This window comes from Actinacidiphila epipremni, from assembly GCF_012034175.1.
Lineage (GTDB): Bacteria > Actinomycetota > Actinomycetes > Streptomycetales > Streptomycetaceae > Actinacidiphila > Actinacidiphila epipremni.
Genome location: NZ_JAATEJ010000009.1, coordinates 163,051 through 189,470, shown reverse-complemented (window position 1 = coordinate 189,470; position 26,420 = coordinate 163,051). Strand labels below are relative to the sequence as shown.

Here is a 26,420-nt window from a genome sequence, read left to right as displayed (position 1 = left end):
GGGCGTGCGAGGATGGCGGGATGGTGGGGTGGGGCGAGCGGAAGCAGAGGCTCCGGGAGGGGTGGGAGCTGCGGGAGGCCGCGCGGGCGGTCGTGGGGGATCACGGGGCCGCCGTGGGGGAAGCGCGGCGGGCGTACGGGGTGGTGCGCGACGAGGCCGCCGGGCGCGAGCTCGGGGGGATGCCGGTCGCGCGGCTCAAGGACGTGACCGAGGGGCGGCTGCGGCTCGCGGCGATCGAGGCGGCGGGCTATCGCAGCGTCGCCGAGGTGGTGGCCGCCGGGCGGTACCGGCTGCGGCAGATCCCCGGCGTGGGGCCGCAGACCGCGGACCAGGCGGTGGCCGCGGCGGGGCAGTTCGCGCAGGCGGTCGCGGAGGCCGTCGCCGTACGGTTCGACGTCGAGGTGGACGTGCACGCGCGGGACCCGGGGCAGACCGCGCTGCTGGTCGCGCTGCACCGGCTGGTCGAGGCGGGGCCCGCGGCGCGGCGGGCGGTCGCGGCGGCCGAGGCGCTGGAGCGGGAGCTGGAGCCGCTGCTGGCGGCGGCCGAGCCCGCGGCCGGGCGGCTGCGGTGGTGGCTGGGCGGGCGCGCGGCCCGCGAGCGGGCGCTGGACGCGCTCGGGCGGCTGCGCGAACTGGCGGCGCGGGCTGCGCGCGACGGCGTCCCCGAACTGCTGCGGCAGGCGTCCGTGGACCTGCTGCGCGATCCCGCGGGCGAGATCGAGGCGTGGGTCGACTTCGAGGTGCGCTCCGCCGACTACTACGCCCTGCTGGCCCAGTTGTCGGAGCGCGGCCCCGACTCGGCGGCAGCCGAGGGCTTCCTGCCGTCCGAGGTCGTCGAACGGGTCAGGGAGCAGCCGCTGGACGACACCCACCTGCGGGTGTCGCTGCGCGGCTACCAGGCGTTCGGCGCGCGCTTCGCCCTCGCCCAGCGGCGGGTCGTGCTCGGCGACGAGATGGGGCTCGGCAAGACCGTGCAGGCCGTCGCGGCGCTCGCGCACCTGGCCGCGCGCGGGCGTACGCACTTCCTGGTCGTGTGCCCGGCGGGCGTGCTGGTCAACTGGACCCGGGAGATCGCCGGGCGCAGCGCCCTGCGGGCCGTACCGCTGCACGGCCCCGACCGGGGCGACGCCTTCGCCGAGTGGCGTACGGGCGGGGGCGTCGCCGTCACGACGTACGACGCGCTGCGCGGTTTCGCCGTACCGGAGGAGGGGGACGGGGCCGCGCCGGCGATGCTCGTCGTCGACGAGGCGCACTACGTCAAGAACCCGGAGACCCGGCGCTCGCAGGCCGTCGCGGGGTGGGCGGCGCGGTGCGAGCGGGTGCTGTTCCTCACCGGCACGCCGATGGAGAACCGGGTGGCGGAGTTCCGTACGCTCGTACGGTATCTGCGGCCGGACCTCATACCGGAGGAGCAGGGGGCGGGGCCGGGGTCCGGGGAGGGCGGCGGTGCGGGCGGGGGTGGCGGCGGGGGCGGGGCGCGGGCGTTCCGGGCGGCCGTCGCACCGGCGTACCTGCGGCGCAACCAGCGGGACGTGCTCGCCGAACTGCCCTCGCTGGTGCGGACCGACGAGTGGCAGGAGCTCAGCGCCGCCGACCAGGACGCCTACCGCGAGGCGGTGCTCGCCGGCAACTTCATGGCCATGCGGCGTGCCGCCTTCGCCCGCCCGGAGCAGTCCGCGAAGCTCGCGCGGCTGCGTGAACTCGTCGCCGAGGCGGCGGCCGGCGGGCTGAAGGTCGTCGTCTTCTCCTACTTCCGCGATGTGCTCGCCGTCGTCGGGCAGGCGCTCGGCGCGGAGGGCCTGCCGGCGGGTGCGGGTACGGGTACGGGTGCGGGTGCGGGTGTGCACGGGCCGCTGACCGGGAGCCTCGCGCCCGCCGCGCGGCAGGCGGTCGTGGACGCGTTCGGCGCCGCGCCCGGCCACGCGGTGCTGCTCGCGCAGATCGAGGCGGGCGGCGTCGGCCTCAACCTCCAGGCGGCGTCCGTGGTGATCCTGTGCGAGCCGCAGGTCAAGCCGACCGTCGAGCAGCAGGCGGTGGCCCGCGCGCACCGGATGGGCCAGGTGCGTACCGTCCACGTCCACCGCCTGCTCGCCACGACCGGCGTCGACCCGCGGCTGCTGGACATCCTCGCCGCGAAGTCGCAGCTCTTCGACGCGTACGCGCGGCGCAGCGATCTCGCCGACGCCGCGCCGGACGCGATCGATGTCTCGGACGGGTCGCTGGCGCGGCGGATCGTGGAGGAGGAGCAGGCGCGGCTGGCGGCTTCCGCCGCGCCCGGGGCCGCGCCCACCTCTGCGCCTTCGCCTGAGCCCGCGCCTTCGCCGGCCCCGGCGTCCGAGGCCGCGTCCGCTTCCGCGCCGGGCGCCGGGACGTGAAACCCGGGTGATGCCCGGGCCCGGCGTCGGCGACACTGGCCGCCGGGCGAGCGGCGGAGCGGCGGAAGGGCGGCGGGGCGATGGGTTACGACCTGCGGGCGGTGATCGGCGGCGCGGAGCTGGTGCGGGGCGTCGTCCGGGACCTCGGCGCCGGGGCGGCACCGGACCCGGCGTGCGGGCTCGCGCGGGGGCTCACGGACGGCCCCGCGTACGGGCTCGCGTACGGCCTCGCCCATGAGCTGGGCCAGGGGCTGGCGCTGCTCCCGATGACGGACGAGCTCTTCGATGCCGTCACGAACGGCGACACCGGCTGCGCGTGGGGCTTCTTCTTCCTGCCCGGCGGCTTCGGGGCCCGGCTGGCCCGCTGGTCGGCGGCGGGGGCGGGGGGAGCGGCGGCGGGCCCGCTGGCCTACGTGGAGGCGGACTTCTTCGGCGGTGTGGGCGAGCAGCACGCCGCCGTGTGGCAGGGCGGCGACCTGGCGCTCGGCCCCCTGCACATGGGGGTGGACGAGCCCTTCGACGCGGACGGCAGCCCGATCTCGCAGGCGTTGCGCCACCTCGGGGCCGTCGCGGGCGACGCGTACGACGAGTTCGCGGCGGTGGGGCTGCGGCGGCACCGGCGTACCGGGGACTGGGCGGAGGCGGCGGCGCAGGCGGCGGGGGCGACGGGGGCGGCCGGCGGCGCCGGGGGCGTCAACTTCGGGTCACCGGCGTCGGGCGGGTGAGGCGGGTCAGCTTGCGGGGGTTGCGGACGACGTAGAGCGCGGTGATCAGGCCGTCGTCGATGCGGACCGTCACGACGTCGTCGATCTCGCCGGCGATCCGGACGACCAGCGCGGGGCGGCCGTTGGCCTCGACGGTCTCCAGGGTGGCGCGGGCGCCGAGTCCGGGCAGCCCGGCGGACAGCGTGCGGGCGACGGCCGGGGCGCCCACGACCGGCTCGGTGGCCGCGGTCACGGCGCCGCCGCCGTCGCCGACGAGGACGACGTCAGGCGCGAGCATGTCGAGCAGTGCCCGCAGGTCGCCGGTCTCCACGGCCCGGCGGAAGGCGGCGAGGGCGCGGCGGCTCTCCCGCGCGGTCACCGCCGCCGACCCGCGCGGCCGGCGGGCCGCCACATGCGCGCGGGCCCGGTGCGCGATCTGCCGTACGGCGGCCGGGGACTTGCCGACGGCCGCGGCGATCTCCGCGTAGTCGACGGCGAAGACCTCGCGCAGCACGAAGACCGCCCGCTCGGTCGGCGCCAGCGTCTCCAGCACGAGCAGCATCGCCGTCGAGACGCTCTCGGCGAACTCGACGTCCTCGGCGACGTCGGGCGTGGTCAGCAGCGGCTCGGGCAGCCACGGGCCGACGTACGTCTCCCGGCGTCGGGCCAGCGTGCGCAGCCGCAGCAGCGCCTGCCGGGTGGTGGCCCGGACCAGGTACGCGCGCGGGTCGCGCACGGTCGCCAGGTCCACGGCCGACCAGCGCAGCCAGGTCTCCTGGAGGGCGTCCTCGGCGTCGGCGGCGGAGCCGAGCATCTCGTAGGCGACGGTGAAGAGCAGGTTGCGGTGCGCGAGGAAGACCTCGGTGGCCGGGCCGCCGTCCGGCGTCGCCATGCGCTCGCTCATCGTGCGGCTCCTGATCCCTCGCCTGCGGCTACTCCCACGAGATACCGCCGGGCGCCGCCGTGTGACGGCTCCGGCCCGTGGGCCACGTCACATCGCCGCGCCGTCACGGGCCCCGGGGCCGCGGCATCTTCTGGGCGTCCGGCGCCGCGGCGCCCACCCCGCAGCACCCCACCAGCACACACCGGAGGACCGACCGATGGAACCCCGCTTCAACCTGCTCGGCAGCCCCACGGCGGCGAAGGTCGCCAAGCGCTTCCACGCCACCTCGCTCGCCCTCTTCGCGTCCACGACCCTGCCCCGGGCGCTGCTGGAGCTCGTCCAGCTGCGGGTCGCCCAGATCAACGGCTGCGGCTACTGCGCCGACGTCCACGTCAAGGAGGCGGTCGCCGCGGGCGAGACGCCGCTACGGCTCGGGCTCGTCGCGACCTGGCGGCACACCACCGTCTTCTCCGCCGCCGAACGCGCCGCGCTGGCCTTCGCGGAGGAGGGCACCCGGGTCGCCGACGCCGCCGAGGGCGTCTCGGACACCACCTGGGCGGCGGTGCGCACGCACTACGACGACGACCAGCTCGGCTCGCTCGTCTGCCTGGTCTCCCTCATCAACGCCGCGAGCCGCATGGGCGTCATCGTCCACAACCAGGGCGGCTCCTACCAGCCCGGCGCCTTCGCCGCCCTGGACTGACCCCCGCCACCCGCCGGCCCGCCCGGCGCCCGGCCGCGCGCCCTGGATGCCTTACGCGGCCGGGCGCACGGCGAACGTCCAGCGGTTGGCGGCGAGCGCGTCGTCCGGCTCGGGCAGCGGGCCGCGGCCGAGGCGGCGGCTGAACTGGAAAGGCGTACGCACCTGGGCCCGCCAGCCGCGCGCGGTCAGGTCCGCCGCGGAGTCGGGCCGCGGGTCGCCGTCGAAGAGGGCCAGCAGGTCCACGCCGATCCGCTCCCGGGCCGCGGTGTAGACCGGCGAGGAGCGCACCGCCGCCGACTCCGCCACGTACTTCACCTCGTACCCGAACGTGCTCCCCGGCGCGCTCAACGCGTCCACCGTCGCCATGAGCTGCGCCTCCGCCGCCGAGGGCAGGTACAACAGCAGCCCCTCCGCGAGCCACGCCGTGGGCCGGCCCGGCTCGAACCCGGCGGCCCGCAACCGCGCCGCCCAGTCCTGCCGCAGGTCCGCCGCCAACGCGACCCGCCGGGCCCGCGGCACCGCCGCCGCGCCGTCCAGCGTGCGGTGCTTGAACGCCAGCACCTCCTCCCGGTCCACCTCGAACACCGTGCAGCCGTCCGGCCACGGCAGCCGGTACGCCCGGGTGTCCAGCCCCGCCCCGAGCAGCACCACCTGCCGTATCCCGGCCCGCGCGGCGGCCAGCAGGTGATCGTCGAAGACCCGGGTCCGCAGCCCGAAGTAGCGCCCCAACCTCCCCCAGAGCGGATCCGCGTCCCCACCCGGGACCTCTTCCGGCCGCAGCGGCCAGCCCGCGCACACCCCGGCCGCGCGCACGAAGCCCTCGGCGTACTCGTCCCGCGCGAGCGCATCCGCCCGCCGCGTCTCGATCGCCCGCGCGGCAGCAACCAGCAACGCCGTCCGCCCCACCCCGACCTCGACCCCGCCGCCCGGGGCCGCGGCGCCCTTGCCTCCGGCGTCCGGCGCTTCGCAACCCTCGGCCCGAGCGCCCGCGGCTCCGGCACCCGGTGCGGCCCCGGCGCCCGCGTTCGCTAACCCCGCGGGTCCGCTGTCCGCCGGGTCGTGGGCCAGGTCGGGGGGTCCGAGGGGTGAGCCCTCTGCTGTGGTGCCGGCCATGCTGCCTCCTCCTCTTCCGCTTCGTCGTCCTCGAAGTCCTCCTCGTACTCGTCCTCCTGGGCCGCCCACCGCTCCGGGTGGCGGGCCCAGCCCGTGACGGGCTCGTGCGCGACCACCCGCGCGTCGTACAGCCGGCTCATGAAGCGCAGGATCTGCTCGTCCGGGACGTGCAGGGCCGTCGTGCAGTCCCGCAGCACCGTCAGATGCAGGCCCTTCTGGAAGGCGGTGCGTGCCGTGCTGTCCACGCACACGTCCGTGAACACCCCGGCCAGCACCAGGTGTCCGGCCCCGCGCGCGGCCAGGTGGGAGCCGAAACCCTCCGCCAGGAACGCGTCGAAGCAGGCCCGCTTGGTGAACACCCGCTCGCCCTCCGCCGGTTGCAGCGGCTCGGTGAACTCCGCCCCCCACGTACCCTCCAGGCACTTGGGCCGGCTGCCCCGGCGGGCGTCCCGGCGGCGCCAGGCGGGGCCCTGGTACGCCGGGTCGCCGAGGAAGCGGACGAACACCACCTCGACCCCCCGCGCCCGCGCCGCCGCCACCGCACGGGCGGTGTTGGCCACCACCTCGCGCAGCACCGCCGGATCACCCGGATAGCGGGACTCCGCCAACGGGCCGACGCAGAAGTCGTTCTGGACGTCCACGACGACCAGGACCGTCCCCCTGCCGCCGTCCCCCCGGCCCGTCACGGCCCCGGCGCCGGTGTGACGGGCTCGGCCCCGAAGCCGACAGCCCTCCCCCTCCCGGGCCCCGGGACCGCCGCACCCGGGATCGGCGGCCCGGGCACCGGCGGTTCGAGGGCGTCCAGGAGCGCGGTGACGACCGCGGTCGTGGTGTGGCGGCCCCCCGCATCCGGGGTGGCGATGCCCTCCTGGCGTATCCGGGCCAGCGCCCGCTCCGCCGCGGACACCGCGCCCGCGCAGTCCGCGTGCCGTTCGGCGATCGCGGCGGCGGCCCGTACCGTCGCCACCGGGTTGAGCAGGTCCCGTCCTTCCAGGTCGTCGGCCGAGCCATGGACCGTCTGATACTCGACCAGGCCGTCCACGTCGCCGTGCAGATGCACATTGCGCGTGCAGTGGTCCTCCTGCCGCCCGGCGCCGAAGCGGTCGAGCAGCACGACATGCATGATGTCCGCCCACTCGTTGCCCGCCACCAGCACCGTACGGTCGGCCGGTCCGTGCGTGATCAGGTTGCGGTTGACGGTGTCCGGCTGGAACACCCGGACCTCGACGCCGCTGCGCTCCGCGAAGTCGGCGGCCCACTGGTCGAGCGCGCCGTCCAGCAGATGGAACTTGTACGCCATGACGATCGCCGCCGGCTCCTCGCCCGGCCACTCCAGCCGGGCCCGGTGCAGCGCGTACCGCAGCACCTTGTCGGTGACCTCCCGGCTGAACTCCGTGGTCCTGCGGATGTGGCCGGGCCGGTGCTCGTTGTCACCGGTGTAGAAGCCCTGGGCCTCGTCGCGCACCAGCAGCACCCGGGCGCCGTCCGCGTCGAGCGTGTCGACCTTCACCGCGTGCAGCCGCTGCCGTACGAGATACAGCGTCTGCGCGTTGATCGCCGTACGGAAGACCGCCGCGGTGCCGGCGGACGCCTGCTCGCGCAGGAACTCCTCGTAGTGGTCGGCGTCCTGCCGCGTCATCCGGCGGATCTGCTCCACCGCGCCCGTGTCCCTGCGCGCGGTGGCCGAGCGCAGCGACACGTACGAGTGGTACACCCGCGGCGAGCGCCGCACCGCCACGCGTCTGCCGTACAGCCGGGCGAACCGGTCGAGGACCTGCTCGAAGACGGCCGCGACCTGCTCTCCCGTCCCCCGGCCGACGGCAAGGCCGACGGTGTGCTCCGCTGCGCTCATGGCTTCCCCCCTTCCTCCCCCTTCCGGTCTCAGGCCGCGGTGTCGGCGGCCCCGGCGACCAGGTGATCCCCGGGGATGCCGGCCTTGTCCGGCGAGTAGTAGTCCTTGATGCCCTCGACCCACGTCCGCACCCGCACCCGGTCGTCGGGCGTGGGGCCGAAGGCGTCGAAGAGCGTGTCGATGTTGGCGCGCTGGAAGCCGATGGCCGTCATCAGGTCCATGAACGCGGGCCGCTCGATCAGCCCGTCGCCGTCCGGATCGCCCAGCGCGGCGAGGGCCTCGGCGAACTCGGTGATCGTCGGCTCGAACCGCTCCGGGGACAGCACGCAGGCGGTGTACTCCTCGAAGCTGATCTCGCCGTCCCCGTTGGCGTCCAGCTCCGTCAGCAGCGTCGTCCAGTACCGTTCGAAGGCGGCGCGCATGCGCTCCCGGGCCGCCGGTTCGGCGTGCGGCGCCGCGGCGACGACGCGCTCGGACATGAGCGAGAAGTCGACGGCCTCCAGCACCCCGTTGCCGTTCGCGTCGAGCAGCGAGAAGACGAGCGCGACCCTGCGGGTGGCCTCAGTGCTCATGACTGCGGTGCCTCTCTTACGATTTGTGGTGTCCTGCGGTGAATGCGGCCTTCCGGGCCCGAAGAGTTCGTGCCCGGCGATCGGCTCCCGCACGCCGCAAGCCCGTGCGGTTCCCCATAAAGAGGGAAACTCCGTGATTGCGTTGCGCGTTCGGGCGCGGAGAGGTTATTACCGGCGCTTTCGGTCGGGTGGGGGAGGGCGTTGTCAGACCCGTGCGCAAGACTGGTCGTGTCACGGAGCGTGATGGGTCATGAGGGGCCGGGAGGGGTCATGACGGGTCGTCAGGGGTCGGGAGGGGGCGTCATGGGGACGTTCGACGGGATCGGGGATGTCGACTGGGGCGCGCTGGAGCACGCCTACGGGAGCGCGGAGGAGGTGCCCGCGCTGCTGGTCGGGCTGGCGTCCGAGGACGCGGCGGAGCGCGAGACCGCGCTGGACGGGATGTACGGGGCGGTCCACCACCAGGGGGACGTCTACGATTCGACGCTCGCCTGCGTCCCCTTTCTCTTCCGCATCGTGCGGTCACCGGGGGTGGCCGACCGGGCGGACGTGCTGGGGCTGCTGGCGAGCATCGGCGGGGCGGATCTGGAGCACTGGGCCCGGGACGTCGAGAGGTGGCGGCGAGCGGACGAGTCCGGTCGGGCGGTCGGGGCAGGAGACCGGGCAGGAGTCGGGGAAGAAGGGGACGCGGGCGCGGACGCGCGTGCGCGGGAGGCGGTGCGTGCGGGTCGCGACTGCTTCGCCGGGCTGCTCGACGACCCCGCCGACGCGCGGCTGCGGGGCATGGCCGCGCGGGCCGTGGTGGCCTTCGGCGACGACGGCGAGGAGGCGCTGCGGCTGCTGCGCGGGCGGCTCGCGGTGGAGCCGGACCCGGCGGTCGCCGCGAGCCTCGTCGAGTCGCTGGACGCGCTGGCGGTACGGCATCCGGTGGTCGGGCCCGAAGTCGTCGCCGAGCTGGGCGTGTTCGTGGCGGAAGGGCACGCGCCCGAGATGCGGCTCGCGGCCCTGACGGGCCTGGCCCGGCATGCGCCCGAGCGACTGCCCGCGGACCTGGTGGGGCTGGCCTCCGGGCTGGTACGGGGGCGGCGGCCGGAATCCGCGCGCGAGGCGCCGCAGCATCCGCCGACCGCCACCCTCGTCGGGCAGCTGCGCCGTCTACTGCCGGGCGAGGCACAGGCGTTGGAGCTGATGCGCGGCCTGCACGCCGCGCTCGGCGACCGGGTGGAGCTGCGCGCGGCCCTGCTGGAGGGGCAGTTGGCCGGCGGCGACGCGGCCGAGCGGCTGCATGCGCTGCGGCTGCTCCCCTCTTTCTTCCGCGAATGGCGGGGCGCCTTCCCCGGCCTCGTCGCGCTCGCGGGACGGCAACTCGCCGCGCAGGAGGACACGGTGGCGGAGGCGGCGGCGTCCCTGCTGGAGGACCTGTTCGGCCTGGCGGCACCGGCCGCGGACGACCTGGCGGCGTATGTCACGGCGCGGCGGCAGCCGTGGGTGACGGTGTGGAGCCATGGCGCCCCGACGCTGGGCGGCGCGCTCAAGGCGCTGCTGCGCACGGGCGACGAGCGGGCGGTGCCGGTGATGGAGGAGGTGCTGCGCGGCCCGCACCTGCCGCACCACCTGGGCGGCGACGTCGCCTACCTCGGCGCGGCGGCCCGGCGGTTGGCGCCCGCGGCCCGCGAGCGGCTGGCGGCCGTCGACCTCGGCGGCGAGCACGGCATGGGGGAGGTGATGTCGCTCGCGGCGGTCCTGGCGGCGGGCGGCTGGAGTACGCGTACGGGGGCTGGCCCGGAGGCGGAGGGCGCGGAGGGTGCGGAGAGCGCCGCGGTGCTGCTGGACGTGCTGGGCGCGCTGCCGCCGGGCGCGCGGCAGCGCGACTTCGCCGCGGAGGCGTGTCTGCGGGCGCTCGCGGCGTGCGGTCCGTCGGCCGCGGAAGTGGTGGGCGGGGCGGCGGAGTTGCACGCCGGGGAGTGGCCGGTCAGCGCGGCTGCGGCGCTGTGGGCGGTGCACGGGGACGCGGCGGCGGTGCTGCCGGTCCTGCTCCCCGTGCTGGAGGGCGAGCGCCCCGGCGAGCGGCGGGCGGCAGCGGCGGTGCTCGGCCGGCTCGGAACCGAGGGCGCTCCGGCGGTGCCGGCGCTGCGGGCCATGGCCGAACGGGGGGATTCCTGGGACCGGTTGGCGGGCCTGACGGCGTTGTGGCGGGTGACGGGCGACCCGGCGCCGTTGCCCGCACCGCTGCGCGAGGTGTGGATATCCACGCCCTTCACCCGTACGGCCATAGCGGAGTGCCTGGCGGAAGCGGGCCCGGCCGCCGCGCGTTTTGACCTCGCGCTGCTACGGGCGGAGGCCGCCGACCCCCGCCGTTTCCCCTTCCGCGCCGGCCACTGGGGCAGCCACAACCTGCGCGATGACGAGGCGCTCCTGACGGCGTGCCGTACGGCCCTCACGGCGGCGGAGGGGACACCCGCGTAGAGGTCCAGGGGTCCAGGGGGCCAGGGGTAGGGGCCCAGCTCCCGGCCCCCGGCTCCCGCCAGGTCCCGCCCACCTGGCGCAACCAATGGTTGCAGATCAAGCCTTCGGCGACTAACCTGATACGCAACCGAACGTTGCGAAAGGTGGCCCCCATGGATGACGGAACCCTGGAGCGGGAGATCCGTATCGACGCCTCGCCCGAGGTCGTGTTCGACGTCGTGAGCAGCCCCGAGCACCTGCGGGAGTGGTGGCCGGATGCGGTCGAGTTGCCGGCGGTGCCGGGGGCGGCGGGGCGGATCGGCTTCGGGGATGTGGCGAAGGGCGAGGTGAGCTGGGTGCAGTTCACCGTCGTCGACGCCGTGCCGCCGCGGCTGTTCTCCTTCCGCTGGACGCACGAGGCGGGCCGGACCGCCGCGCCCGGCAACTCCAACCTCGTGGTCTTCGCCCTCGAACCCGACGGCGACGGCACCCTGCTGCGGATGACGGAGACCGGCTTCCGGGAGCGCGGCTGGGACGAGGCGAAGGCCGCCGGGCGGTACCGCGACCACGTCACCGGCTGGGACCACTACCTGCCCCGGCTCGCGGTGTACGCGGCCAAGGTCGGGGCGGGCGCGTGACCATGGCGCCGGCCGGCAGCACCATCGACGACGACCTGTGGTCCGCGGTCGGCGACCCGACGCGGCGGCGGATGCTCGACCTGCTGCTGGCCGAGGGCAGCGGGACGGCCACCAGCCTCAGCGATCACCTGCCGGTCACCCGGCAGGCGGTCGCCAAGCACCTGGCCGTGCTGGACCGGGTGGGCCTGGTGCACGCCACCCCCGCCGGCCGTGAGCGGCACTTCCGGGTCGACGAGGCGCAACTCGCCCGCGCGGTCGCCCAGCTCACGGACGTCGGCGCCGCCTGGGACTCCCGGCTGCGCCGCATCAAGCGCATCGCCGAGACGATCCAGCGCGGCAAGGACAAGGACCGCGCCCCTACCTCCGACGCCGCCACGCCGGACGCCCCCGGCGACCCCACCGCCCACTGACCCCCGCAAGGCACCCCCCGAAAGGCAAGCCCATGCCCGACATCATCCACCGCATCGGCGTCGAGAACGCCACCCCCGAGCAGGTCTACACCGCCCTCACCACCCTTGACGGCCTGGCCGGCTGGTGGGCGGAGAAGACGACCGGCTCCACCGACACCGGCGGCGTCATCGAGTTCCGCTTCCGCGTCGGCGGCTTCGACATGAAGGTCCTCGCCGCCGACCCCGCCCGCCACGTCCGCTGGGAGGTGGTGGCGGGCCCCGACGAATGGCTCGGCACCACCGTCTCCTGGCACCTCCGCCAGGAGGGCGACTACACGATCGTGCTCTTCGCCCACGAGGGCTGGCGCGAGCCCGTCGAGTTCATGTCCCACTGCAGCACCAAGTGGGCGGTCTTCCTGGTGAGCCTCAAGCAGCTCCTCGAAACCGGCGAAGGCGCCCCCGACCCCCGCGACCTCCCGATCAGCGACTGGCACTGATCCCCACCGGGCGGCAGCCCCTGAACCGAGCCGAGCCGAGCCGAACCGGAACCCGGGCGGCCGGGACCGGTTCCTAGGACGACAGCGTCTGCGTGCAGCCCGGGCACAGGCCGCGGTAGGTGACCTCGACCGTGGAGACGGTGAAGCCGAACCGTTCCGCCGGGGGGAGGTCGGTCAGGGGGCTGCCGCTGGGGTGGACGTCGCGGATCATGCCGCAGCGGGAGCAGACCAGGTGCTGGTGGGGGTGGTGGGCGTTGGGGTCGTAGCGTTTGGCGCGGCCGTCCGTGGAGACCTCTATCACCTCGCCGAGCGAGACCAGCTCGCCCAGCGTGTTGTAGACGGTCGCCCGGGAGATCTCCGGCAGGAGCAGTGCGGCGCGGGCGTGCACCTCGTCGGCGGTGAGGTGGACGTGGTCGCCGTCGAGGACCTGTGCGACGACACGCCGCTGCGAGGTCAGCCGCCAGCCCCGGCCGCGCAGCCGTTCCAGCAGGTCGCTCATGTCGGTTCACCTATTCGGGTAAGGCTCCTGGGAGCTCGGAGTTTAGCAATCGGCGTCCGTATTTCGATGGTCTGTACGGTTGGCCCGCTTCTTGACTTGGACTGAGTCCATCGTAGGATCGGATCCGGTGATAGCCAAGGTCTGTGCATGCCGCAGCCAGAACCGCAGGTCGGGAAGGACTCCGCAATGACTGAGAACCACGACGCAGTCGTCGTCGACGCGAAGACGGAGGGCGCGGGTGGCTGCCCCGTCGCGCACGGGCGCGCCCCGCACCCCACCCAGGGCGGGGGGAACCGCGGCTGGTGGCCGGACCGGCTGAACCTGAAGATCCTGGCGAAGAACCCCGCCGTGGCCAACCCGCTGGGCGAGGACTTCGACTACCGCGAGGCGTTCCTGTCCCTCGACCTCGCGGCCGTCAAGCGCGACATCGCCGAGCTGCTCACCACCTCGCAGGACTGGTGGCCGGCCGACTTCGGCAACTACGGCCCGTTCATGATCCGCATGGCCTGGCACAGCGCGGGCACGTACCGCATCAGTGACGGCCGCGGTGGCGCCGGCGCCGGGCAGCAGCGCTTCGCGCCGCTCAACAGCTGGCCCGACAACGGCAACCTGGACAAGGCCCGCCGCCTGCTGTGGCCGGTGAAGAAGAAGTACGGCAAGAACATCTCGTGGGCCGACCTGATGATCCTCACGGGCAACGTCGCGCTGGAGCAGATGGGCTTCCAGACCTTCGGCTTCGCCGGTGGCCGCGCCGACGTGTGGGAGCCGGACGAGGACGTCTACTGGGGCCCGGAGACCACCTGGCTCGGCGACGAGCGCTACACCGGCGACCGCCAGCTGGAGGAGCCGCTCGGCGCGGTCCAGATGGGCCTGATCTACGTCAACCCCGAGGGCCCCAACGGCAACCCCGACCCGCTGGCCTCGGCCCGCGACATCCGGGAGACCTTCCGCCGGATGGCGATGAACGACGAGGAGACCGTCGCCCTCATCGCCGGCGGCCACACCTTCGGCAAGACCCACGGCGCCGGCCCCGCCGACCACGTCGGCGACGACCCCGAGGCCGCCCCGATCGAGGCCATGGGCCTGGGCTGGGCCAACAGCTACGGCACCGGCAAGGGCGGCGACACCATCACCAGCGGCCTTGAGGGCATCTGGACCGACACCCCCACCACCTGGGACAACAGCTTCTTCGAGATCCTGTTCGGCTACGAGTGGGAGCTGTTCAAGAGCCCGGCCGGCGCCCACCAGTGGCGGCCCAAGGACGGCGCGGGCGCCGGCACCGTACCGGACGCGCACGACCCGGCCAAGTCGCACGCCCCGACCATGCTCACCAGCGACATCGCGCTGCGCGTGGACCCGGCGTACGAGCAGATCTCGCGCCGCTTCAAGGACAACCCGGCCGAGTTCGCCGACGCTTTCGCCCGCGCGTGGTTCAAGCTCACCCATCGCGACATGGGCCCGGTCGTCCGCTACCTCGGCCCCGAGGTGCCGTCCGAGACGCTGATCTGGCAGGACCCGCTGCCCGAGGCCACGTACGCGCAGATCGACGCGGCCGACGTCGCGGCCCTCAAGGAGCAGGTCCTCGCCTCCGGCCTGACCGTCGACCAGCTGGTCTCCACCGCGTGGGCCTCGGCGTCCTCCTTCCGCGGCAGCGACAAGCGCGGCGGCGCCAACGGCGCCCGGATCCGCCTCCAGCCGCAGATCGGCTGGGAGGTCAACGAGCCGGACCGCCTCGCGGTCGTGCTGCGCACGCTGGAGGGCATCCAGGAGTCCTTCAACTCCGCGCAGAGCGGCGACAAGCGCGTCTCGCTCGCCGACCTGATCGTGCTGGCCGGCGGCGCGGCCGTCGAGAAGGCCGCGAAGGACGCGGGCGTGAGCGTCGAGGTGCCCTTCACCGCGGGCCGGGTCGACGCCTCGCAGGAGCTGACGGACGTCGAGTCCTTCGCGGCGCTGGAGCCCACCGTGGACGGCTTCCGCAACTACGCGGGCAAGGGCGCCATCACCCGGCTGCCCGCGGAGTACCTGCTGCTCGACCGGGCGAACCTGCTGACGCTGAGCGCGCCGGAGATGACCGTCCTGGTCGGCGGCCTGCGCGTGCTGGGCGCGAACTACCAGCAGTCGCCGCTCGGCGTCCTGACCGACCGGCCCGGCACGCTGACGAACGACTTCTTCGTCAACCTGCTGGACCTGGGCACCACGTGGCACGCCGTCTCGGGGGACTCGCAGACCTTCGAGGCGCGTGACGCCGCCACCGGCGCGGTCAAGTGGACCGGCACCCGCGCGGACCTGGTCTTCGGCTCGAACTCCGAGCTGCGGGCGCTCGCCGAGGTGTACGCGAGCGACGACGCGAAGGAGAAGTTCGTCACGGACTTCGTCGCCGCGTGGGCCAAGGTCATGGAGCTGGACCGCTTCGACCTGGTCTGAGGCCCGGTCCGAGGCCCGGTACGGGATCCGGTCCGAGGTCCGGTACGGGATCCGGTCCGAGGTCCGGTACGGGATCCGGTCCGAGGTCCGGTACGGGATCCGGTCCGAGGTCCGGTACGGGTCCGGTCCGAGGCCGGGTCCGGCCCTCACCGGTCAGCCGACCGGATCGTACGACCGGGGCCCCGCAGCCACCACGGCTGCGGGGCCCCGCCGCGTTACCGCACGCGCACCGCCTCACTGCGCCAGCACGGTCAGATCCGCCGTCGCGCCGTCGAACATCTGCGACCACGCCACCGCCAGCACCCCGTCCGCCGCCCGCACCGGCCGCAGTGCCGCCGACGGGTCCGGTGAGAAGGCCGCGGAGTCGTCCATCGGCACCGCCGGCAGCGCGCCCGCGTGCACCTGGCGGCCCGTCGCCGCGTCGAGGACCAGCAGTTGCGCCGGATACGGGGCCCCGGCCACCGGCTTGCCCTCGTCGTCCAGCGGCGCCCGCGCCGGCTGCTGCACGACGTAGACCCGGCTCCCGGCCAGCAGCGGCGCGCCGAACCGGGTCCCCGGCGCCGGCGCCACCCGCCAGTGCCGCCGCCCGTCGCCGACGCCGAAGCCCTCCAGCGCGCCCTCGTCCTCGCCGTCCTTCCGATCGCCGGCGCCCACGTTGTCGACGCACAGCACGATCCCGTCCCCGGCGGCGACCGACGGGTGCCCGTCGAGCGAGGTCCAGCGCCGCGTCACCGGCTGCGGACCCGAGACGTCCACCACCTCGCCCTCGTCCGTGTGCCGCCCGGACGCCGTGACGAGCGTGCGGTCGTCGGCCGGCAGCAGTCGGTTGAGCCCTTCCGGCAGCTGCCAGCGCACCGAGCCGCGGCCGGTGTCGTAGCCGACGAGCCGCAGGTCGTCGCCGCACAGCGCCGCCGCGACGACCACCTGCGCCATCGGGAAGACGCCGTGGTTGGTGAAGCCGCAGCCCTTCGGCGGCGCGGCCGTCCACGCGTGGCCGCCGCCGTCCGCGTCGTACGCGGCGAGCGCGGTACGGCTCTGCGCCAGCACCAGCCCCGCGGTGACCCGCAGGTCGGCGAACTCCCTGCTGCCGCCGCCCACGTCGCCGTAAGCGATCTTGTGCCGCCAGCGGACCTCGCCGCTGCGGGCGTCGACCGCGGCGAGCAGCCCGTCCTTCCACCACACCGCCGCAGTGCCGCCTCCGCCCCCGCCGGACGTGGCGAGTGCGACCGGCCCGAGGTCCGTGCCGTCGCGCGCGTAGCGCCAGTACGTCTTCCCGGTGCGCAGGTCGGTCGCCGTGATGCCGTCCTTGCGCAGGCCCCGGTCGGCGATCTCGTCGACCGACAGGGCGCCGACGATGCCGTACGAGTCGGTCGTACGCCGCAGCAGCCGGCCGGGCGCGTCCGGCGGGGCGGTGCCGAGGGCCGCGGGGTACGTGCTGCTCGCCGCGCTGACCTGCTCGTGGTAGTCCGGGCCCTGCCGGGCCCACAGCCAGCCGCCCGCCGCGAGCGCCACCACCACGACGCCGGCCACCGCCGTACGCCCCCTGGTCCAGGTACTCGCCTGCGTTTTCGCCTTCGTCTGCGTCGTCGTCTCGTTCGCCGTGCCGGGTGCCATGCCCGTCCCCACCCCCGCCGTGCCGGTCGTGCCGGCGCGGGGACACGCATGCCCCCGCGCCGATGATCCGACAAGGCTACGAGACGGCCGTACGGCGCCCGGTGACGGCCCGACACCCGCCGCGGGAAGGCTCAGTAGCCGTTGCCGGAGGGCGGCGCGGAGGACGAGGAGGACGCGGACTTGGTGATCGCCTTGCCGTCCGTGCCCAGCACGTACCACTTGGCGCCGAAGTTGTTCAGGCCCTGCCCGCGGACGTTGCCGGGGCTGGTGTCGGCGGCGAAGCGGTAGAGCGGGTGCCCGTCGTACGTCACCTGCGTGCCGCCGTCCGAGCGCTTGCTCGTGCCGAGCTTCTTCTGGTCCACCCCGCCCGCGACCGTCGGCGTGCCGTTGACCAGCAGCGGCGGCCACAGCTTGGCGCACGCGCCGGTGCAGGTGGACGTCGTGCTCTTGTCGGCCTGGAAGAGGTACAGCGACAGGTTCTTGTCGTTGACCAGGATTTTGCCGAACGGCGAGACGTTCATCGTGGTGACCGTCGCGGGCGCCGTCGTCTGCGCCTGCGCGGCCTGCTCGGCGCTGCGCGCCGCGGTGCTGGCGTCGGCGTGCGTGCTGCCGCCGCCGCTGCTGTTCCCGCTGCCGGAGCAGCCGCTCACCGCGGCGGCGAGGATCGCCGCCCCTGCGACGGCGGCGGCTTTGACGTGGTGCTTCATGGCGGCGTGGTGCCTCACGGCGGACTCCTCGGAATGGTGTGGGGGCGGCACGCCCGTTGCGGGGCCGCACACCGCCCACTACACGCCACCGCCGCACACCCGGCCACGCGGGAGCGCCGTCCGGGCTACCCGGGCCCCGGACCCCGCTGGCGAAGGCGCGCCGGGCGGTGCGAGAGTGTCCACTCCGGTGGGTGCAACCGGCGGTCGCGGGGCGACCGGTTCAGTACGGACGGCACCGCGCGCCGCCCCCCCCCGCCTCGGCGGCCGACGCGGGGCGGTGCCGGGAACGGGGGAGCACAGGATGGAACCGCTCAGGCCGGGAGAGCCGGCGCAGGTCGGCCCCTACCCGCTCGTCGGCCGGCTCGGCACGGGCCCGCTCGGCGAGCAGTACGCGGGCCGCGGGCCGGACGGGCGGCCGGTCACCGTCACGCTCGTGATGCCGCAGCTCGCGGGCGACCCGGTCTTCCGCGCCGTCTTCCGGCGGGACGTGGCGGCGGCCCGGCGGGTCGGCGGGCCCTTCGTGCTGCCCGTCGACGCCGACACCGAGAGCCCGGCGCCATGGCTGGCCACCGGTGTGCCGGAGGCGCCGACGCTCGCCTCGGCCGTCGCCGGGAGCGGGCCGCTGCCGCCGCACGTCCTGCGCGACCTCGCGGTGGCGCTGGCCGGCGCGATGGGCGCGGTGCTCGCGTCGGGCGGTGCGCTCTTCGGGCTGGAGCCGGCGCATGTCGTGCTGACGCCGGAGGGCCCGCGGCTCGCGGCGTACGGCGTCACCGGGCCGGCCCGCGGGCCGCACGCCGCGCCGGGCGGGATACGCACGGAGGCCGACGCCGTCTACACGCTGGGCGCGCTGCTGCACTTCGCCGCGACCGGCCGCCCGCCGGCCCCCGCCGCCGGGGGCTGGCAGCAGGGGCCGCCGCCGCCCGTGCCCGTACCCGATCCCGTGCTGGGGCAGGCGATCGCCGAGTGCCTGGCGCCGCGGGCCGCCGGCCGGCCGTCGCTGCGGGGGCTGGTCGAGCGGCTCGGCGGGGTCGGGCCCGGGGGTGTGCCGGCGGCGGGGCTGATACCGCGGCAGCGGTGGTGGCGCACCGGGGCGGGGCAGGCGGCGGCGCTGGTCGCGGTGCTGGCCCTCGTCACCGGGGTCGCGCTCGCCACGGACGGCTCCGGCGACGACTTCGGCGGCAAGCCGGCCGCGCAGGCGTCCGCGCCGGGGCTGCCGGACCTGAACGGGCTGCTCCCGTCCGACAAGGGGCCCGGCGCGGACGGGAGTTCGACCGACGGCGGCGACTCCGGTTCCGACTCCGGTTCCAGCGACGGCAGTAGCAGCGGCAGCGGCAGCAGCGGCGGCTCCGACCTGCCGGGCGACGAACCCTCCGCCGACCCGATCGCCGCCGCCGCCGTCGGCGACTGCTTCACCAACTCCGGTACGGCCGCCAGCCCCCAGCTCGCCGCCACCTACTGCGGCCCGCAGACCTTCAAGGCCGTCGCCGTCCTGCGCGGCACCACCGACACCCACCAGTGCGACAGCGTCGCCGAGGACGACTGGAACGTCTCCTACCCCAGCCGCGGCGTCCTGCTGTGCCTCAGCTACCAGTACGACCACGGCACCGCCTACCACGCCAAGAACGGCACGTGCGTCTACGGTTCGAGCGCGAGCAGCGACTGGGACCAACTCGACTGCCAGACCGGCGCGTTCACCGTCATCGCCCGCTACACCGGCACGCTCAGCTCCGACCGCTGCAAGAGCCTGCGCAATGACGACTGGTCCGAGCACTTCGGCGTCACCGGCCGCACCGACCTCGACGTCACGCTGTGCCTGTCCATGGTCTACCCGGACGACGCGGGGCACGCGGTGCAGAACCAGTGCATGAAGTTCACCGGCACCTACGCCAAGCCCGTGATGCACGCGGTCTCGTGCGCGAAGGCGAACGTCATCGTGACGGGGCGGACGTCGAAGTACAACGACAAGAAGTTCTGCGGCAACGACGCCTGGACGACCTGGAAGCCGAACGACTACCCGGGGCTGGCGTACACAATGTGCTACCGGCAGCGGTGAGTTGCCCTCCCGCCGAGCCGGCCCCGCGTCCCGCCGGTCCTGCCTTACGTGCCGGCGGTCGCGCCTTACGTCCCGCCGGTCGCGCCTTACGCGCGGGCGCCGGGCCGGCTGGGGCGGGCGCGGACGTGCATGCGCTCGCCCTGTCGGCCGAACAGGCTCAGCACCTCCACCGGCCGGCCGTCCGCGGCGCCGAACCAGTGCGGGACACGCGTGTCGAACTCGGCCGCCTCACCGGGCCCGAGGACGAGGTCGTGCTCACCGAGCACCAGCCGCAGCCGGCCGTGCAGCACGTACAGCCACTCGTAGCCCTCGTGCGTCCGCGGGTCGGGCTCGCTGCCGCGGTCCGGCACGATCACCTTGTACGCCTGGAGGGGGCCCGGCGTGCTGGAGAGCGGCACGACGGTGCCGCCGTCCGGCGTCTTCTGCGGGGTGAGCCGCACCCGCGGGTCGCCGACCTCGGGCGCGCCGACCAGGTCGTCGAGCGGGACGCGGTAGGCCGCGGCGAGCGGCAGCAGCAGCTCAAGGCTGGGCCGCCGCTGGCCTGACTCCAGCCGGGACAGGGTGCTCTTGGAGATCCCGGTGGACTCCGACAGCGCGGCGAGGGTCAGATTGCGCCGGGCCCGCAGCCGCCTCAGCCGCGGGCCGACCTCGTCGAGGACGGCACGGTGGGCCGCGGGGGCGCGCTCCCGGTCGGAGCCGGAGCCGGGCTCGGGCTCGGGGCCGGGGCCGGGGGCAGGGGTGGGGATCGGGGCCATGGGGCCATTCCACTGCGGCGTCCCGGAAACGGCAACGTTTGTTGCCGGTGCGCTACGTCACGGGGCACGCTGCCTGGCATGAACCCTGAGCGCGCCCACGAGCCGCAGCACTCCCACCACCAGGCGGGCACGCCCGCCCCCGCCCCCGCCCACACCCCGTCGCACGCCCACACCCACGCCCACTCCCATGACACGGAGATCGACTGGGAGGCGATGGCGGAGCACCTGACCACCGCGGGCGAGGTCGAGATGCCCGCGCTGCGGGCGACGGCCGGCCGGCTGCGCGGGCTGCTCGGCGGGCGGGAGGTGCGCCGGGTGCTGGACGTCGGGAGCGGGCCCGGCGTGATGACCTGCGTCTTCGCCGAGGAGTTCGCGGGCGCCGAGGCGGTCGCCGTCGACGGCTCGCAGCCGCTGCTCGACCGGGCGCTGGCCCGCGCGCAGGCGCTGGGCCTGACGGGGCGGGTCGCGGTGCGCGCGGCGGAGCTGCCCGCGGGCCTGGACGACACGCTCGGCACCGCCGACCTGGTGTGGAGCAGCAAGGCGGTCCACCACCTGGGCGACCAGCAGCAGGCGCTGGACCTGCTCGCGGCCCGGCTGAACCCCGGCGGCGTCCTCGCGGTCGCCGAGGGCGGCCTGCCCGCGCGCTACCTCCCGCGCGACTTCGGCCTGGGCACCCCGGGCCTGCAGTCCCGGCTCGACGCGGTCCAGGAGGAGTGGTTCGCGGCGATGCGCGCCGACCTGCCCGGCAGCGTCCCGGTCGCCGAGGACTGGCCCGCGATGCTGCGCGCTGCGGGGCTCACGTCGGTGACGAGCTTCACCTCGCTGCTGGACCTCCCGGCGCCGCTCGGCGCCGCGCCCCGGGCGTATCTGCAGGCGCAGCTCGGCCGGCTGCGGGAGCGGGCCGCCGAGGCCATGTCCGCCGAGGACGTCGCGACGTTGACGACCCTGACGGACCCGGACTCGCCGCAGGGCATCCTGCACCGCCCGGACGCGTACCTGCTGGCGGCGATCACCGTCCACGTGGGCGTACGCCCGTAGGGCCGGCTACTCCGCGGAGGCGGACACCGGGCGTTTGCGTTCGAGGACGACGAGCGGGCAGTTGAGGGCGGCGGCGATCTTGAGGAGGTTGGCGGGGGTGGCGCTGCGCCAGCCGGACTCGATCTCGCCCATCAACTGCTCGGAGATGCCGATCTGGTCGGCGAGGGCGCGCTTGGTGAGGCCGGCTTTCTCCCGTGCCCAAGTGACCGCCTCGGGCTCCTGGTGGAGCCGGCTGGGGCGGGTGCGTGAGCGGTGGGTCATGACGAAAACGTAGCGCGTAGTCGCGCAGGTAGCAAGTGCTACGCGCGAAGTACGCGAGAGGGAGGCGCGTAGTCACGCGCATATGCGCAGGTGAATGCGTGTGCGAGCGGTCGAATTTCGGGAGGGGACTGGACGGATAATGCGTAGTTGTGCGAAGCTCATCGCATGACTGAGCCTCCGGCACCGCCCGAGGGATTGCTGATCAAGCGGGCCCAAACGGCCCTCCAGATCTCGCAGCGCGAAGCAGCGCGGCGAGCCAGACTGAGCGAGGCCCGCTGGCGCCAACTGGTGTCCGGCTTCCAGCTGGTCCAACGCGCGAAGGTCCCCGTCCGCAGCCCCGACAAGACGCTGGCCCGGATGGCGCGAGCCGTCGGCGTCACCGCCGAGCAGCTGGTGGACGCCGGCCGGGAGGACGCCGCCGCGGCGCTGCTGGAGGTCGAGGCCGAGGAGGCCGAGGTCGAGCGGGCCGCCGCCGCAATGCAGGACGGCGCCGGGCAGAGCCGGGTCGACGAGCGCTGGCAGCTCGTCGAGGCCGTACTCCGGCAGGCCCGCGTCGGCCTGAGCCCCGGCGAGAACGCCCTGCTCGCCGACCGCGTCACGGCGTACGTCTCCCAGCGCGACTGAGGCGGGGCGTAAGGCGTCACGTGAGACGGGACGTGAGTCGAGCCTGACCCGGGGCCGGCCCCGCGGCTGACGCGGGACCACCCCGGGGCCGCCCGGGACCGGCCCGGGCCTGACGCGGGGTCGCCGGCGGGCGGCGGGCTGGTCGACGGCGGCGCCACCGGCTGGCGGCCACGCGCCCTCGCCGCACTGGCCGTTGGCGCGGTGACGCTGGCCCGCCTCGTACGGCAGCAGTCCCGTAGCGCCCAACCGCTGCTGGAGCGCTCGCTGTTCGCCAACCGCGGCTTCGTCGCGGGCCTGGCCTTCGGGGCGTCGTTCTTCGCGACGGTCACCGGCACGATGTACGTCACCGCGCTGTACCGCCAGGAGCAGCTGCAACTGAGCCCGCTGCACGCCGCGTTGACCGCCGCCCCGATGTCGGTCGGCATCATCGCGGCCTCGTTCACCGTACGGCGGCACGTGACCACGCGCGGCCGGACCGTGGTCTCGGCGGGTGTCGCCCTCTTCGGCGCCGGCGTCGCCGCCATGGCGGTGCTGATCGCGGCGTGGCCCGACCCGGTGCCGTGGATCGGCGCGCCGCTCTTCGTCGCCGGCCTCGGTATGGGCTGCTGCTTCGGCGCGGTCTTCGCGGTCGCCCTCGGGGACGTGGCCGAGGCGCAGGCCGGCAGTGCGAGCGGGGTGCTCCCCGCGGGTCCGCAGCGGCGGTTGGGGCAATTTCGTATCGGAGTGAACAACCGCGGCCCGCGTTCCGTACCCCCACACGACATCGGCAGACGTCCGCGCCCCCACCCGCCGCCCGCCGTCGTGCGGCGCACCGCGGGGCGCGGGGCGCGGGCTGCCGAAGCCGCTGCTCCCCCCACATCTAAGGAGCTCTGCCATGGACATCGACAAGCGGATCGATGCCGCACGCCCCTACCTCTTATCGCTCTTCCGGATGGTCGTCGGGCTGCTGTTCGCCTGCCACGGGGCCTCCACCGTGCTCGGGTTGTTCGGCGGGCCCGACGGTGGCCGGCCCGACACCGGCGCCTGGCCCGGATGGTGGGCCGGACTCATCCAACTGGTCTGCGGAATCCTGGTGTTCGTCGGAATCGGCGAGTCCGGCACCCGGGTCGCGGCCGTCCTGGGCTCCGGCTCGATGGCCTACGCCTACTTCACCGTGCACCAGAAGCACGCGCTGTGGCCGATCGAGAACGGCGGTGAGCCGTCGGTGATGTTCTGCTGGAGCCTGCTGCTCATCGCCGCGCTCGGGCCCGGCGCGTGGTCGCTCGGCCGGGTCACCGCCCGCTCCCTGCAAGGCGGTTCGCCCCGGTCCCTGGCCGCGGAGGAGCACGACCGCGGCAAGGACCGGGACCGGGCCCCCGAGCTGACGTAGCGCCGGGAAGTCCCGTGCGGGGACGCCCGGTTCACCCGCCGTGCGTCCCCGCACTCCGGTAGTCGGTGTACGTGTAGGGGTTGTCGAGGATCTTCGTTGCCGGCACGTCCGGGTTCATCCCGCGCTGCCACGCCTCCTCGCCCAGCTCGCCCCGCAGATGCTCCACCGTCGCCTCGACCGTGCGCCGCAGCGCCGCGAGGTCGGTGCCGACCAGCCGGCCGTCGCGCTTGACGATCCGGCCGTCCACCAGCACGGTGTGCACGTCCGCGCGCTGCGCCTGGAAGGCGACATGGCCGTGCGGGTTGAGCAGCGGGAACGACACGGGGGAGTGGTCGTTCTTGAGGAGCACCAGGTCGGCCTTCTTGCCGACCTCCACGCTGCCGAGGTCGGCCTCCCGGCCGAGCGCCCGCGCGCCGCCGCGGGTGGCCCACTCCACGACCTGCTCGGCGCGCAGCGCCGCGTGCGTGACGGTCTCGCCGACCGCGTGCGCCTCCAGGTGCTCGCGCGAGCGGTCGGCGCCGAGCGTGGCGCGCATCGCCGAGAAGAGGTCGCCGCTCCACCACACGGAGGTGTCCATCGACAGCGAGACGGGTATCCCGTACGACCGCAGCGTCCAGCTCGGCGGGTAGCCCTGGCCCGCGCTCTGCTCGCTCTCGGTCGAGACGGAGACGGAGCCGCCGGTCGCGGCGATGCGGTGGTAGGAGTCCGCGGACAGCGACGCGCCGTGCACGTACACCGTCTGCGGGGTCATGAAGCCGTGCTCGTGCATCAGGCGGATGCCGTCGTCGCCGGTGGCGCCCCACACGCCGGCGTGCGTCGTGACGGGCAGGCCGAGCGCGCGGGCCGCCTCGAAGGCGGGCTTCTCCGGGAAGGACGGGTCGCCGGTGACGTCGAAGGCGAGTTGCAGGCCGAGCCGGTCGCCGGCGCTGTCGCGGCGCCGGGCGACGAAGGCGCGGAAGTCGGCGGAGGCGGTCCAGTCGGCGGGCGCGGCCTGGATGTTGCCGTAGGCCAGGACGAAGCGGCCGGGCACCGACAGCAGGGCGTCGGCGGCGGCCTCGGCGTGGTCGGTGGTGCGCAGGCCGTGCGACCAGTCGACGGTGGTCGTCACGCCGGCGTCCAGCGCCTCGACCGCGCCGAGGAGGTTGCCGGCGAAGATGTCCTCGGGGCGGAAGATCCTTCCCCATTCGAGGTAGTACCAGACGAAATACTGGGTGAGCGTCCAGTCGGCGCCGTAGCCGCGCATGGCGGTCTGCCACAGGTGGCGGTGGGTGTCGATCATGCCGGGCATGACGATGCCGCCGGCGGCGTCGATCTCCAGGGTGCCGTCGGGGACGGCGAGGCCGGTTCCGACGGCGGCGATCCGGTCGCCCACGACCAGGACGTCATGGCCGTGCAGGACGCTGCGCGCGGCGTCCACGGTGAGGACGGTTGCGTTGCGGAAGACGGTGGGCCGGCCGCGGTCGCCGGCCGGGGCCGCGGTGACCGCGGCTGCCTGCGGGCCGGGCGCGGTGCCGGGCGGCGTGTCCGTGCCGGTCGCGGCCGGTGCGCCGCCCTGTGTGGTGGGCCCGCTCATCGCCTCACGCTCCTTCGCGTCGCGTTCGCGTACACTCGTCCGCTGTGCGGACACAGCTCCGGTGCGGCTACGATCGCCCCTCCGCGCGCCGCTGTCAACGGTCCGGCGGGCCCGGGGCGCGCGGCCCGGCATCCGGTTCGCCGGCCGTACCGTCCGCCCCGCGGACAGCGGGCGTTACGCTTCGGGTGGGCCGGCCGTGGCAGCGCGCGGCGGCCGACGGGGAGCGCAAGGAGGCCGACTCATGCCGCGTACGGGAACCGGTCCCGACTTCATCGAGGCGCTGGCGCGCGGCCTGGAGGTCATCACCGCCTTCCGCCCCGGCAGCCCGGCGATGTCCCTCACCGAGGTCGCCGCGGCGACGGGCCTGGCCCGCCCCACCGCCCGCCGCATCCTGCTCACCCTGGAGGAGCTGGGTTACGTGCGCGCCGCCGAGCGCGGCTACCGCCTGACCCCGCGGGTGCTCGACCTCGGCGTGGCGTACGTCCAGTCCATGGGCCTGTGGGACGTGGCCCGGCCCCACCTGGAGCGGCTCGTCGAACGCACCGGGGAGTCCTGCTCCATCGCGCAGCTCGACGGCTCCGACATCGTGTACGTGGCGCGGGTGTCCGTACCGAAGATCGTCTCCCTGGCCGTGCACGTCGGTACGCGCTTCCCGGCGCTCGCGACGTCGCTGGGCAAGGTGCAGCTCGCGGCGCTGCCGCCGGACGAGGTCGACGCGGTGCTGGCGGAGCGCACGCGCTCCGGGCTCACCGCCCGCTGGCAGCCGACGCGGGCCGAGCGCGAGGCGGAGCTGCGCGATGTGCGGGCCCGGGGGTGGGCGCTGACCGATGAGCAGTTGACTCTGGGCATCAGGTCGGTGGCTGCGCCGCTGCGGGACGGTACGGGGCGGGTGATCGCCGGCGTGAACGTCAACTGCCACGCGGCGGAGACATCGCTTGAGCTCTTGCTCGACCACCACTTGCCCCTGCTCCTCCAGGCCGCCGGCGACATCAGCGCGGATTTCGCCCGCCTCCACGCAGTCCCCCACGCCCGCGCATAGCTTTTCCGGGGGTTCCCCCCGCCCTGCCCCGTTCCGCCGCCGCCGGACCTTCCCCATCGTCGTGGCTGGTCGCGCAGTTCCCCGCGCCCCTGGTTTGTTGCCCTGTGTCGCAGACGCGGCCTCTTCCCGCCTCGCGGCGGGTGGGTGCGGTTGCGACGGAGGTTGCTTTTCAGGGGCGCGGGGAACTGCGCGACAAGCCACGACGGCGGGAAGGTCCCGGGATCACAGGACGGGGCAGCCCGGAGGGTTGACCTCGGAGGGGCGGGGGCGCAGACTCGGGGCGGACGGGGGTC

General features: G+C 74.9%; 24 protein-coding genes and 1 pseudogene. 14 read left to right on the top strand and 11 right to left on the bottom strand.

Features of this window, described 5'->3' with window-relative positions:
- Window positions 1–20 precede the first annotated feature (20 nt).
- The gene (locus tag HCN08_RS14380; RefSeq protein WP_167983430.1) at window positions 21–2,375 is read left to right on the top strand and encodes a DEAD/DEAH box helicase; all 2,355 of its coding nucleotides are present in this window, start codon (window positions 21–23) and stop codon (window positions 2,373–2,375) included.
- A gap of 80 nt (window positions 2,376–2,455) precedes the next feature.
- A complete protein-coding gene (locus HCN08_RS14375; protein ID WP_167983429.1) occupies window positions 2,456–3,100 on the top strand; it encodes a hypothetical protein in 645 nt (214 codons plus the stop codon).
- Here HCN08_RS14375 and HCN08_RS14370 read toward each other — a convergent pair.
- Window positions 3,069–3,983 (bottom strand): RNA polymerase sigma-70 factor, encoded by a 915-nt coding sequence (locus HCN08_RS14370; protein WP_167983428.1) that lies wholly within the window; start codon window positions 3,981–3,983, stop codon window positions 3,069–3,071. The genes HCN08_RS14375 and HCN08_RS14370 overlap by 32 nt on opposite strands.
- A gap of 196 nt (window positions 3,984–4,179) precedes the next feature.
- Here HCN08_RS14370 and HCN08_RS14365 point away from each other — a divergent pair, with 196 nt between their 5' ends.
- Window positions 4,180–4,665 carry a carboxymuconolactone decarboxylase family protein gene (locus HCN08_RS14365; protein ID WP_167983427.1) on the top strand — a complete coding sequence of 162 codons (486 nt, stop codon included), beginning with the start codon at window positions 4,180–4,182 and terminating at the stop codon, window positions 4,663–4,665.
- Between the two features lie 51 nt (window positions 4,666–4,716).
- Here HCN08_RS14365 and HCN08_RS14360 read toward each other — a convergent pair whose 3' ends face one another.
- From HCN08_RS14360 to HCN08_RS14345, 4 genes are all read right to left on the bottom strand, one after another.
- Entirely contained in the window at window positions 4,717–5,556 is an 840-nt protein-coding gene (locus HCN08_RS14360; protein ID WP_240970084.1) for an SAM-dependent methyltransferase, read from the bottom strand.
- A gap of 137 nt (window positions 5,557–5,693) precedes the next feature.
- On the bottom strand, window positions 5,694–6,464 hold the full coding sequence (locus HCN08_RS14355; RefSeq protein WP_167983425.1) for a cysteine hydrolase family protein: 771 nt from the start codon (window positions 6,462–6,464) through the stop codon (window positions 5,694–5,696).
- Window positions 6,461–7,630, bottom strand: a complete 1,170-nt coding sequence (locus HCN08_RS14350; protein WP_167983424.1) for an isocitrate/isopropylmalate family dehydrogenase — start codon at window positions 7,628–7,630, stop codon at window positions 6,461–6,463. The genes HCN08_RS14355 and HCN08_RS14350 overlap by 4 nt, the downstream gene beginning before the upstream one ends.
- Before the next feature lie 29 nt (window positions 7,631–7,659).
- Window positions 7,660–8,202 carry an EF-hand domain-containing protein gene (locus tag HCN08_RS14345; RefSeq protein ID WP_167983423.1) on the bottom strand — a complete coding sequence of 181 codons (543 nt, stop codon included), beginning with the start codon at window positions 8,200–8,202 and terminating at the stop codon, window positions 7,660–7,662.
- A 303-nt stretch (window positions 8,203–8,505) separates the two neighbouring features.
- On the opposite strand from HCN08_RS14345, the gene HCN08_RS14340 reads away from it, so the two are divergent.
- From HCN08_RS14340 to HCN08_RS14325, 4 genes are all read left to right on the top strand, one after another.
- A complete protein-coding gene (locus tag HCN08_RS14340; protein WP_167983422.1) occupies window positions 8,506–10,668 on the top strand; it encodes a HEAT repeat domain-containing protein in 2,163 nt (720 codons plus the stop codon).
- Window positions 10,669–10,820: 152 nt separating this feature from the next.
- Window positions 10,821–11,285: an SRPBCC domain-containing protein gene (locus tag HCN08_RS14335; RefSeq protein ID WP_167983421.1), complete on the top strand. Its 465-nt coding sequence runs from the start codon at window positions 10,821–10,823 to the stop codon at window positions 11,283–11,285.
- A 2-nt stretch (window positions 11,286–11,287) separates the two neighbouring features.
- Entirely contained in the window at window positions 11,288–11,695 is a 408-nt protein-coding gene (locus tag HCN08_RS14330) for an ArsR/SmtB family transcription factor (RefSeq protein WP_167983480.1), read from the top strand.
- A gap of 32 nt (window positions 11,696–11,727) precedes the next feature.
- Entirely contained in the window at window positions 11,728–12,171 is a 444-nt protein-coding gene (locus tag HCN08_RS14325; protein ID WP_167983420.1) for an SRPBCC family protein, read from the top strand.
- 73 nt (window positions 12,172–12,244) lie between these two features.
- Here HCN08_RS14325 and HCN08_RS14320 read toward each other — a convergent pair whose 3' ends face one another.
- Window positions 12,245–12,670: a Fur family transcriptional regulator gene (locus HCN08_RS14320; protein WP_167983419.1), complete on the bottom strand. Its 426-nt coding sequence runs from the start codon at window positions 12,668–12,670 to the stop codon at window positions 12,245–12,247.
- A gap of 186 nt (window positions 12,671–12,856) precedes the next feature.
- Here HCN08_RS14320 and katG point away from each other — a divergent pair, with 186 nt between their 5' ends.
- Window positions 12,857–15,094 carry a catalase/peroxidase HPI gene (gene katG / locus HCN08_RS14315; RefSeq protein ID WP_167983418.1) on the top strand — a complete coding sequence of 746 codons (2,238 nt, stop codon included), beginning with the start codon at window positions 12,857–12,859 and terminating at the stop codon, window positions 15,092–15,094.
- Window positions 15,095–15,328: 234 nt separating this feature from the next.
- Here the strand turns inward: katG and HCN08_RS14310 are convergent, their stop codons facing one another.
- Both HCN08_RS14310 and HCN08_RS14305 read right to left on the bottom strand, forming a co-directional pair.
- Window positions 15,329–16,708, bottom strand: a complete 1,380-nt coding sequence (locus tag HCN08_RS14310) for an outer membrane protein assembly factor BamB family protein (RefSeq protein ID WP_167983417.1) — start codon at window positions 16,706–16,708, stop codon at window positions 15,329–15,331.
- Window positions 16,709–16,839: 131 nt separating this feature from the next.
- On the bottom strand, window positions 16,840–17,433 hold the full coding sequence (locus tag HCN08_RS14305; RefSeq protein WP_322974440.1) for a COG4315 family predicted lipoprotein: 594 nt from the start codon (window positions 17,431–17,433) through the stop codon (window positions 16,840–16,842).
- Window positions 17,434–17,716: 283 nt separating this feature from the next.
- On the opposite strand from HCN08_RS14305, the gene HCN08_RS14300 reads away from it, so the two are divergent.
- Window positions 17,717–19,468, top strand: a complete 1,752-nt coding sequence (locus HCN08_RS14300; protein ID WP_167983416.1) for an LppU/SCO3897 family protein — start codon at window positions 17,717–17,719, stop codon at window positions 19,466–19,468.
- An 86-nt stretch (window positions 19,469–19,554) separates the two neighbouring features.
- Here HCN08_RS14300 and HCN08_RS14295 read toward each other — a convergent pair whose 3' ends face one another.
- Complete coding sequence (locus HCN08_RS14295) at window positions 19,555–20,223, bottom strand: helix-turn-helix domain-containing protein (protein ID WP_167983415.1); 669 nt, start codon at window positions 20,221–20,223, stop codon at window positions 19,555–19,557.
- A 78-nt stretch (window positions 20,224–20,301) separates the two neighbouring features.
- On the opposite strand from HCN08_RS14295, the gene HCN08_RS14290 reads away from it, so the two are divergent.
- Window positions 20,302–21,261: a class I SAM-dependent methyltransferase gene (locus HCN08_RS14290; protein ID WP_167983414.1), complete on the top strand. Its 960-nt coding sequence runs from the start codon at window positions 20,302–20,304 to the stop codon at window positions 21,259–21,261.
- A gap of 6 nt (window positions 21,262–21,267) precedes the next feature.
- On the opposite strand, the gene HCN08_RS14285 is transcribed toward HCN08_RS14290, so the two are convergent.
- The gene (locus tag HCN08_RS14285) at window positions 21,268–21,522 is read right to left on the bottom strand and encodes a helix-turn-helix domain-containing protein (protein ID WP_167983413.1); all 255 of its coding nucleotides are present in this window, start codon (window positions 21,520–21,522) and stop codon (window positions 21,268–21,270) included.
- A gap of 165 nt (window positions 21,523–21,687) precedes the next feature.
- Between HCN08_RS14285 and HCN08_RS14280 the strand changes: the two genes are divergently transcribed.
- From HCN08_RS14280 to HCN08_RS14270, 3 genes and pseudogenes are all read left to right on the top strand, one after another.
- Window positions 21,688–22,146, top strand: a complete 459-nt coding sequence (locus HCN08_RS14280; protein WP_167983412.1) for a hypothetical protein — start codon at window positions 21,688–21,690, stop codon at window positions 22,144–22,146.
- A gap of 66 nt (window positions 22,147–22,212) precedes the next feature.
- A pseudogene (locus tag HCN08_RS36925) lies at window positions 22,213–22,812 on the top strand (MFS transporter); the annotation flags it as partial.
- Window positions 22,813–23,020: 208 nt separating this feature from the next.
- A complete protein-coding gene (locus tag HCN08_RS14270) occupies window positions 23,021–23,515 on the top strand; it encodes a DoxX family protein (protein ID WP_167983411.1) in 495 nt (164 codons plus the stop codon).
- Window positions 23,516–23,546: 31 nt separating this feature from the next.
- Here HCN08_RS14270 and HCN08_RS14265 read toward each other — a convergent pair whose 3' ends face one another.
- Window positions 23,547–25,088, bottom strand: a complete 1,542-nt coding sequence (locus HCN08_RS14265) for an amidohydrolase family protein (protein ID WP_167983410.1) — start codon at window positions 25,086–25,088, stop codon at window positions 23,547–23,549.
- Between the two features lie 241 nt (window positions 25,089–25,329).
- On the opposite strand from HCN08_RS14265, the gene HCN08_RS14260 reads away from it, so the two are divergent.
- The gene (locus tag HCN08_RS14260; protein ID WP_167983409.1) at window positions 25,330–26,127 is read left to right on the top strand and encodes an IclR family transcriptional regulator domain-containing protein; all 798 of its coding nucleotides are present in this window, start codon (window positions 25,330–25,332) and stop codon (window positions 26,125–26,127) included.
- Window positions 26,128–26,420 lie beyond the last annotated feature (293 nt).

Bases quoted from the DNA above. Each gene is read 5' to 3' on its own strand.
- HCN08_RS14380 (WP_167983430.1), top strand. From the start codon at position 21: ATGGTGGGGTGGGGCGAGCGGAAGCAGAGGCTCCGGGAGGGGTGGGAG.
- HCN08_RS14375 (WP_167983429.1), top strand. From the start codon at position 2,456: ATGGGTTACGACCTGCGGGCGGTGATCGGCGGCGCGGAGCTGGTGCGG.
- HCN08_RS14370 (WP_167983428.1), bottom strand. From the start codon at position 3,983: ATGAGCGAGCGCATGGCGACGCCGGACGGCGGCCCGGCCACCGAGGTC.
- HCN08_RS14365 (WP_167983427.1), top strand. From the start codon at position 4,180: ATGGAACCCCGCTTCAACCTGCTCGGCAGCCCCACGGCGGCGAAGGTC.
- HCN08_RS14350 (WP_167983424.1), bottom strand. From the start codon at position 7,630: ATGAGCGCAGCGGAGCACACCGTCGGCCTTGCCGTCGGCCGGGGGACG.
- HCN08_RS14345 (WP_167983423.1), bottom strand. From the start codon at position 8,202: ATGAGCACTGAGGCCACCCGCAGGGTCGCGCTCGTCTTCTCGCTGCTC.
- HCN08_RS14340 (WP_167983422.1), top strand. From the start codon at position 8,506: ATGGGGACGTTCGACGGGATCGGGGATGTCGACTGGGGCGCGCTGGAG.
- HCN08_RS14335 (WP_167983421.1), top strand. From the start codon at position 10,821: ATGGATGACGGAACCCTGGAGCGGGAGATCCGTATCGACGCCTCGCCC.
- HCN08_RS14330 (WP_167983480.1), top strand. From the start codon at position 11,288: ATGGCGCCGGCCGGCAGCACCATCGACGACGACCTGTGGTCCGCGGTC.
- HCN08_RS14325 (WP_167983420.1), top strand. From the start codon at position 11,728: ATGCCCGACATCATCCACCGCATCGGCGTCGAGAACGCCACCCCCGAG.
- HCN08_RS14320 (WP_167983419.1), bottom strand. From the start codon at position 12,670: ATGAGCGACCTGCTGGAACGGCTGCGCGGCCGGGGCTGGCGGCTGACC.
- katG (WP_167983418.1), top strand. From the start codon at position 12,857: ATGACTGAGAACCACGACGCAGTCGTCGTCGACGCGAAGACGGAGGGC.
- HCN08_RS14310 (WP_167983417.1), bottom strand. From the start codon at position 16,708: ATGGCACCCGGCACGGCGAACGAGACGACGACGCAGACGAAGGCGAAA.
- HCN08_RS14300 (WP_167983416.1), top strand. From the start codon at position 17,717: ATGGAACCGCTCAGGCCGGGAGAGCCGGCGCAGGTCGGCCCCTACCCG.
- HCN08_RS14295 (WP_167983415.1), bottom strand. From the start codon at position 20,223: ATGGCCCCGATCCCCACCCCTGCCCCCGGCCCCGGCCCCGAGCCCGAG.
- HCN08_RS14290 (WP_167983414.1), top strand. From the start codon at position 20,302: ATGAACCCTGAGCGCGCCCACGAGCCGCAGCACTCCCACCACCAGGCG.
- HCN08_RS14285 (WP_167983413.1), bottom strand. From the start codon at position 21,522: ATGACCCACCGCTCACGCACCCGCCCCAGCCGGCTCCACCAGGAGCCC.
- HCN08_RS14280 (WP_167983412.1), top strand. From the start codon at position 21,688: ATGACTGAGCCTCCGGCACCGCCCGAGGGATTGCTGATCAAGCGGGCC.
- HCN08_RS14270 (WP_167983411.1), top strand. From the start codon at position 23,021: ATGGACATCGACAAGCGGATCGATGCCGCACGCCCCTACCTCTTATCG.
- HCN08_RS14265 (WP_167983410.1), bottom strand. From the start codon at position 25,088: ATGAGCGGGCCCACCACACAGGGCGGCGCACCGGCCGCGACCGGCACG.
- HCN08_RS14260 (WP_167983409.1), top strand. From the start codon at position 25,330: ATGCCGCGTACGGGAACCGGTCCCGACTTCATCGAGGCGCTGGCGCGC.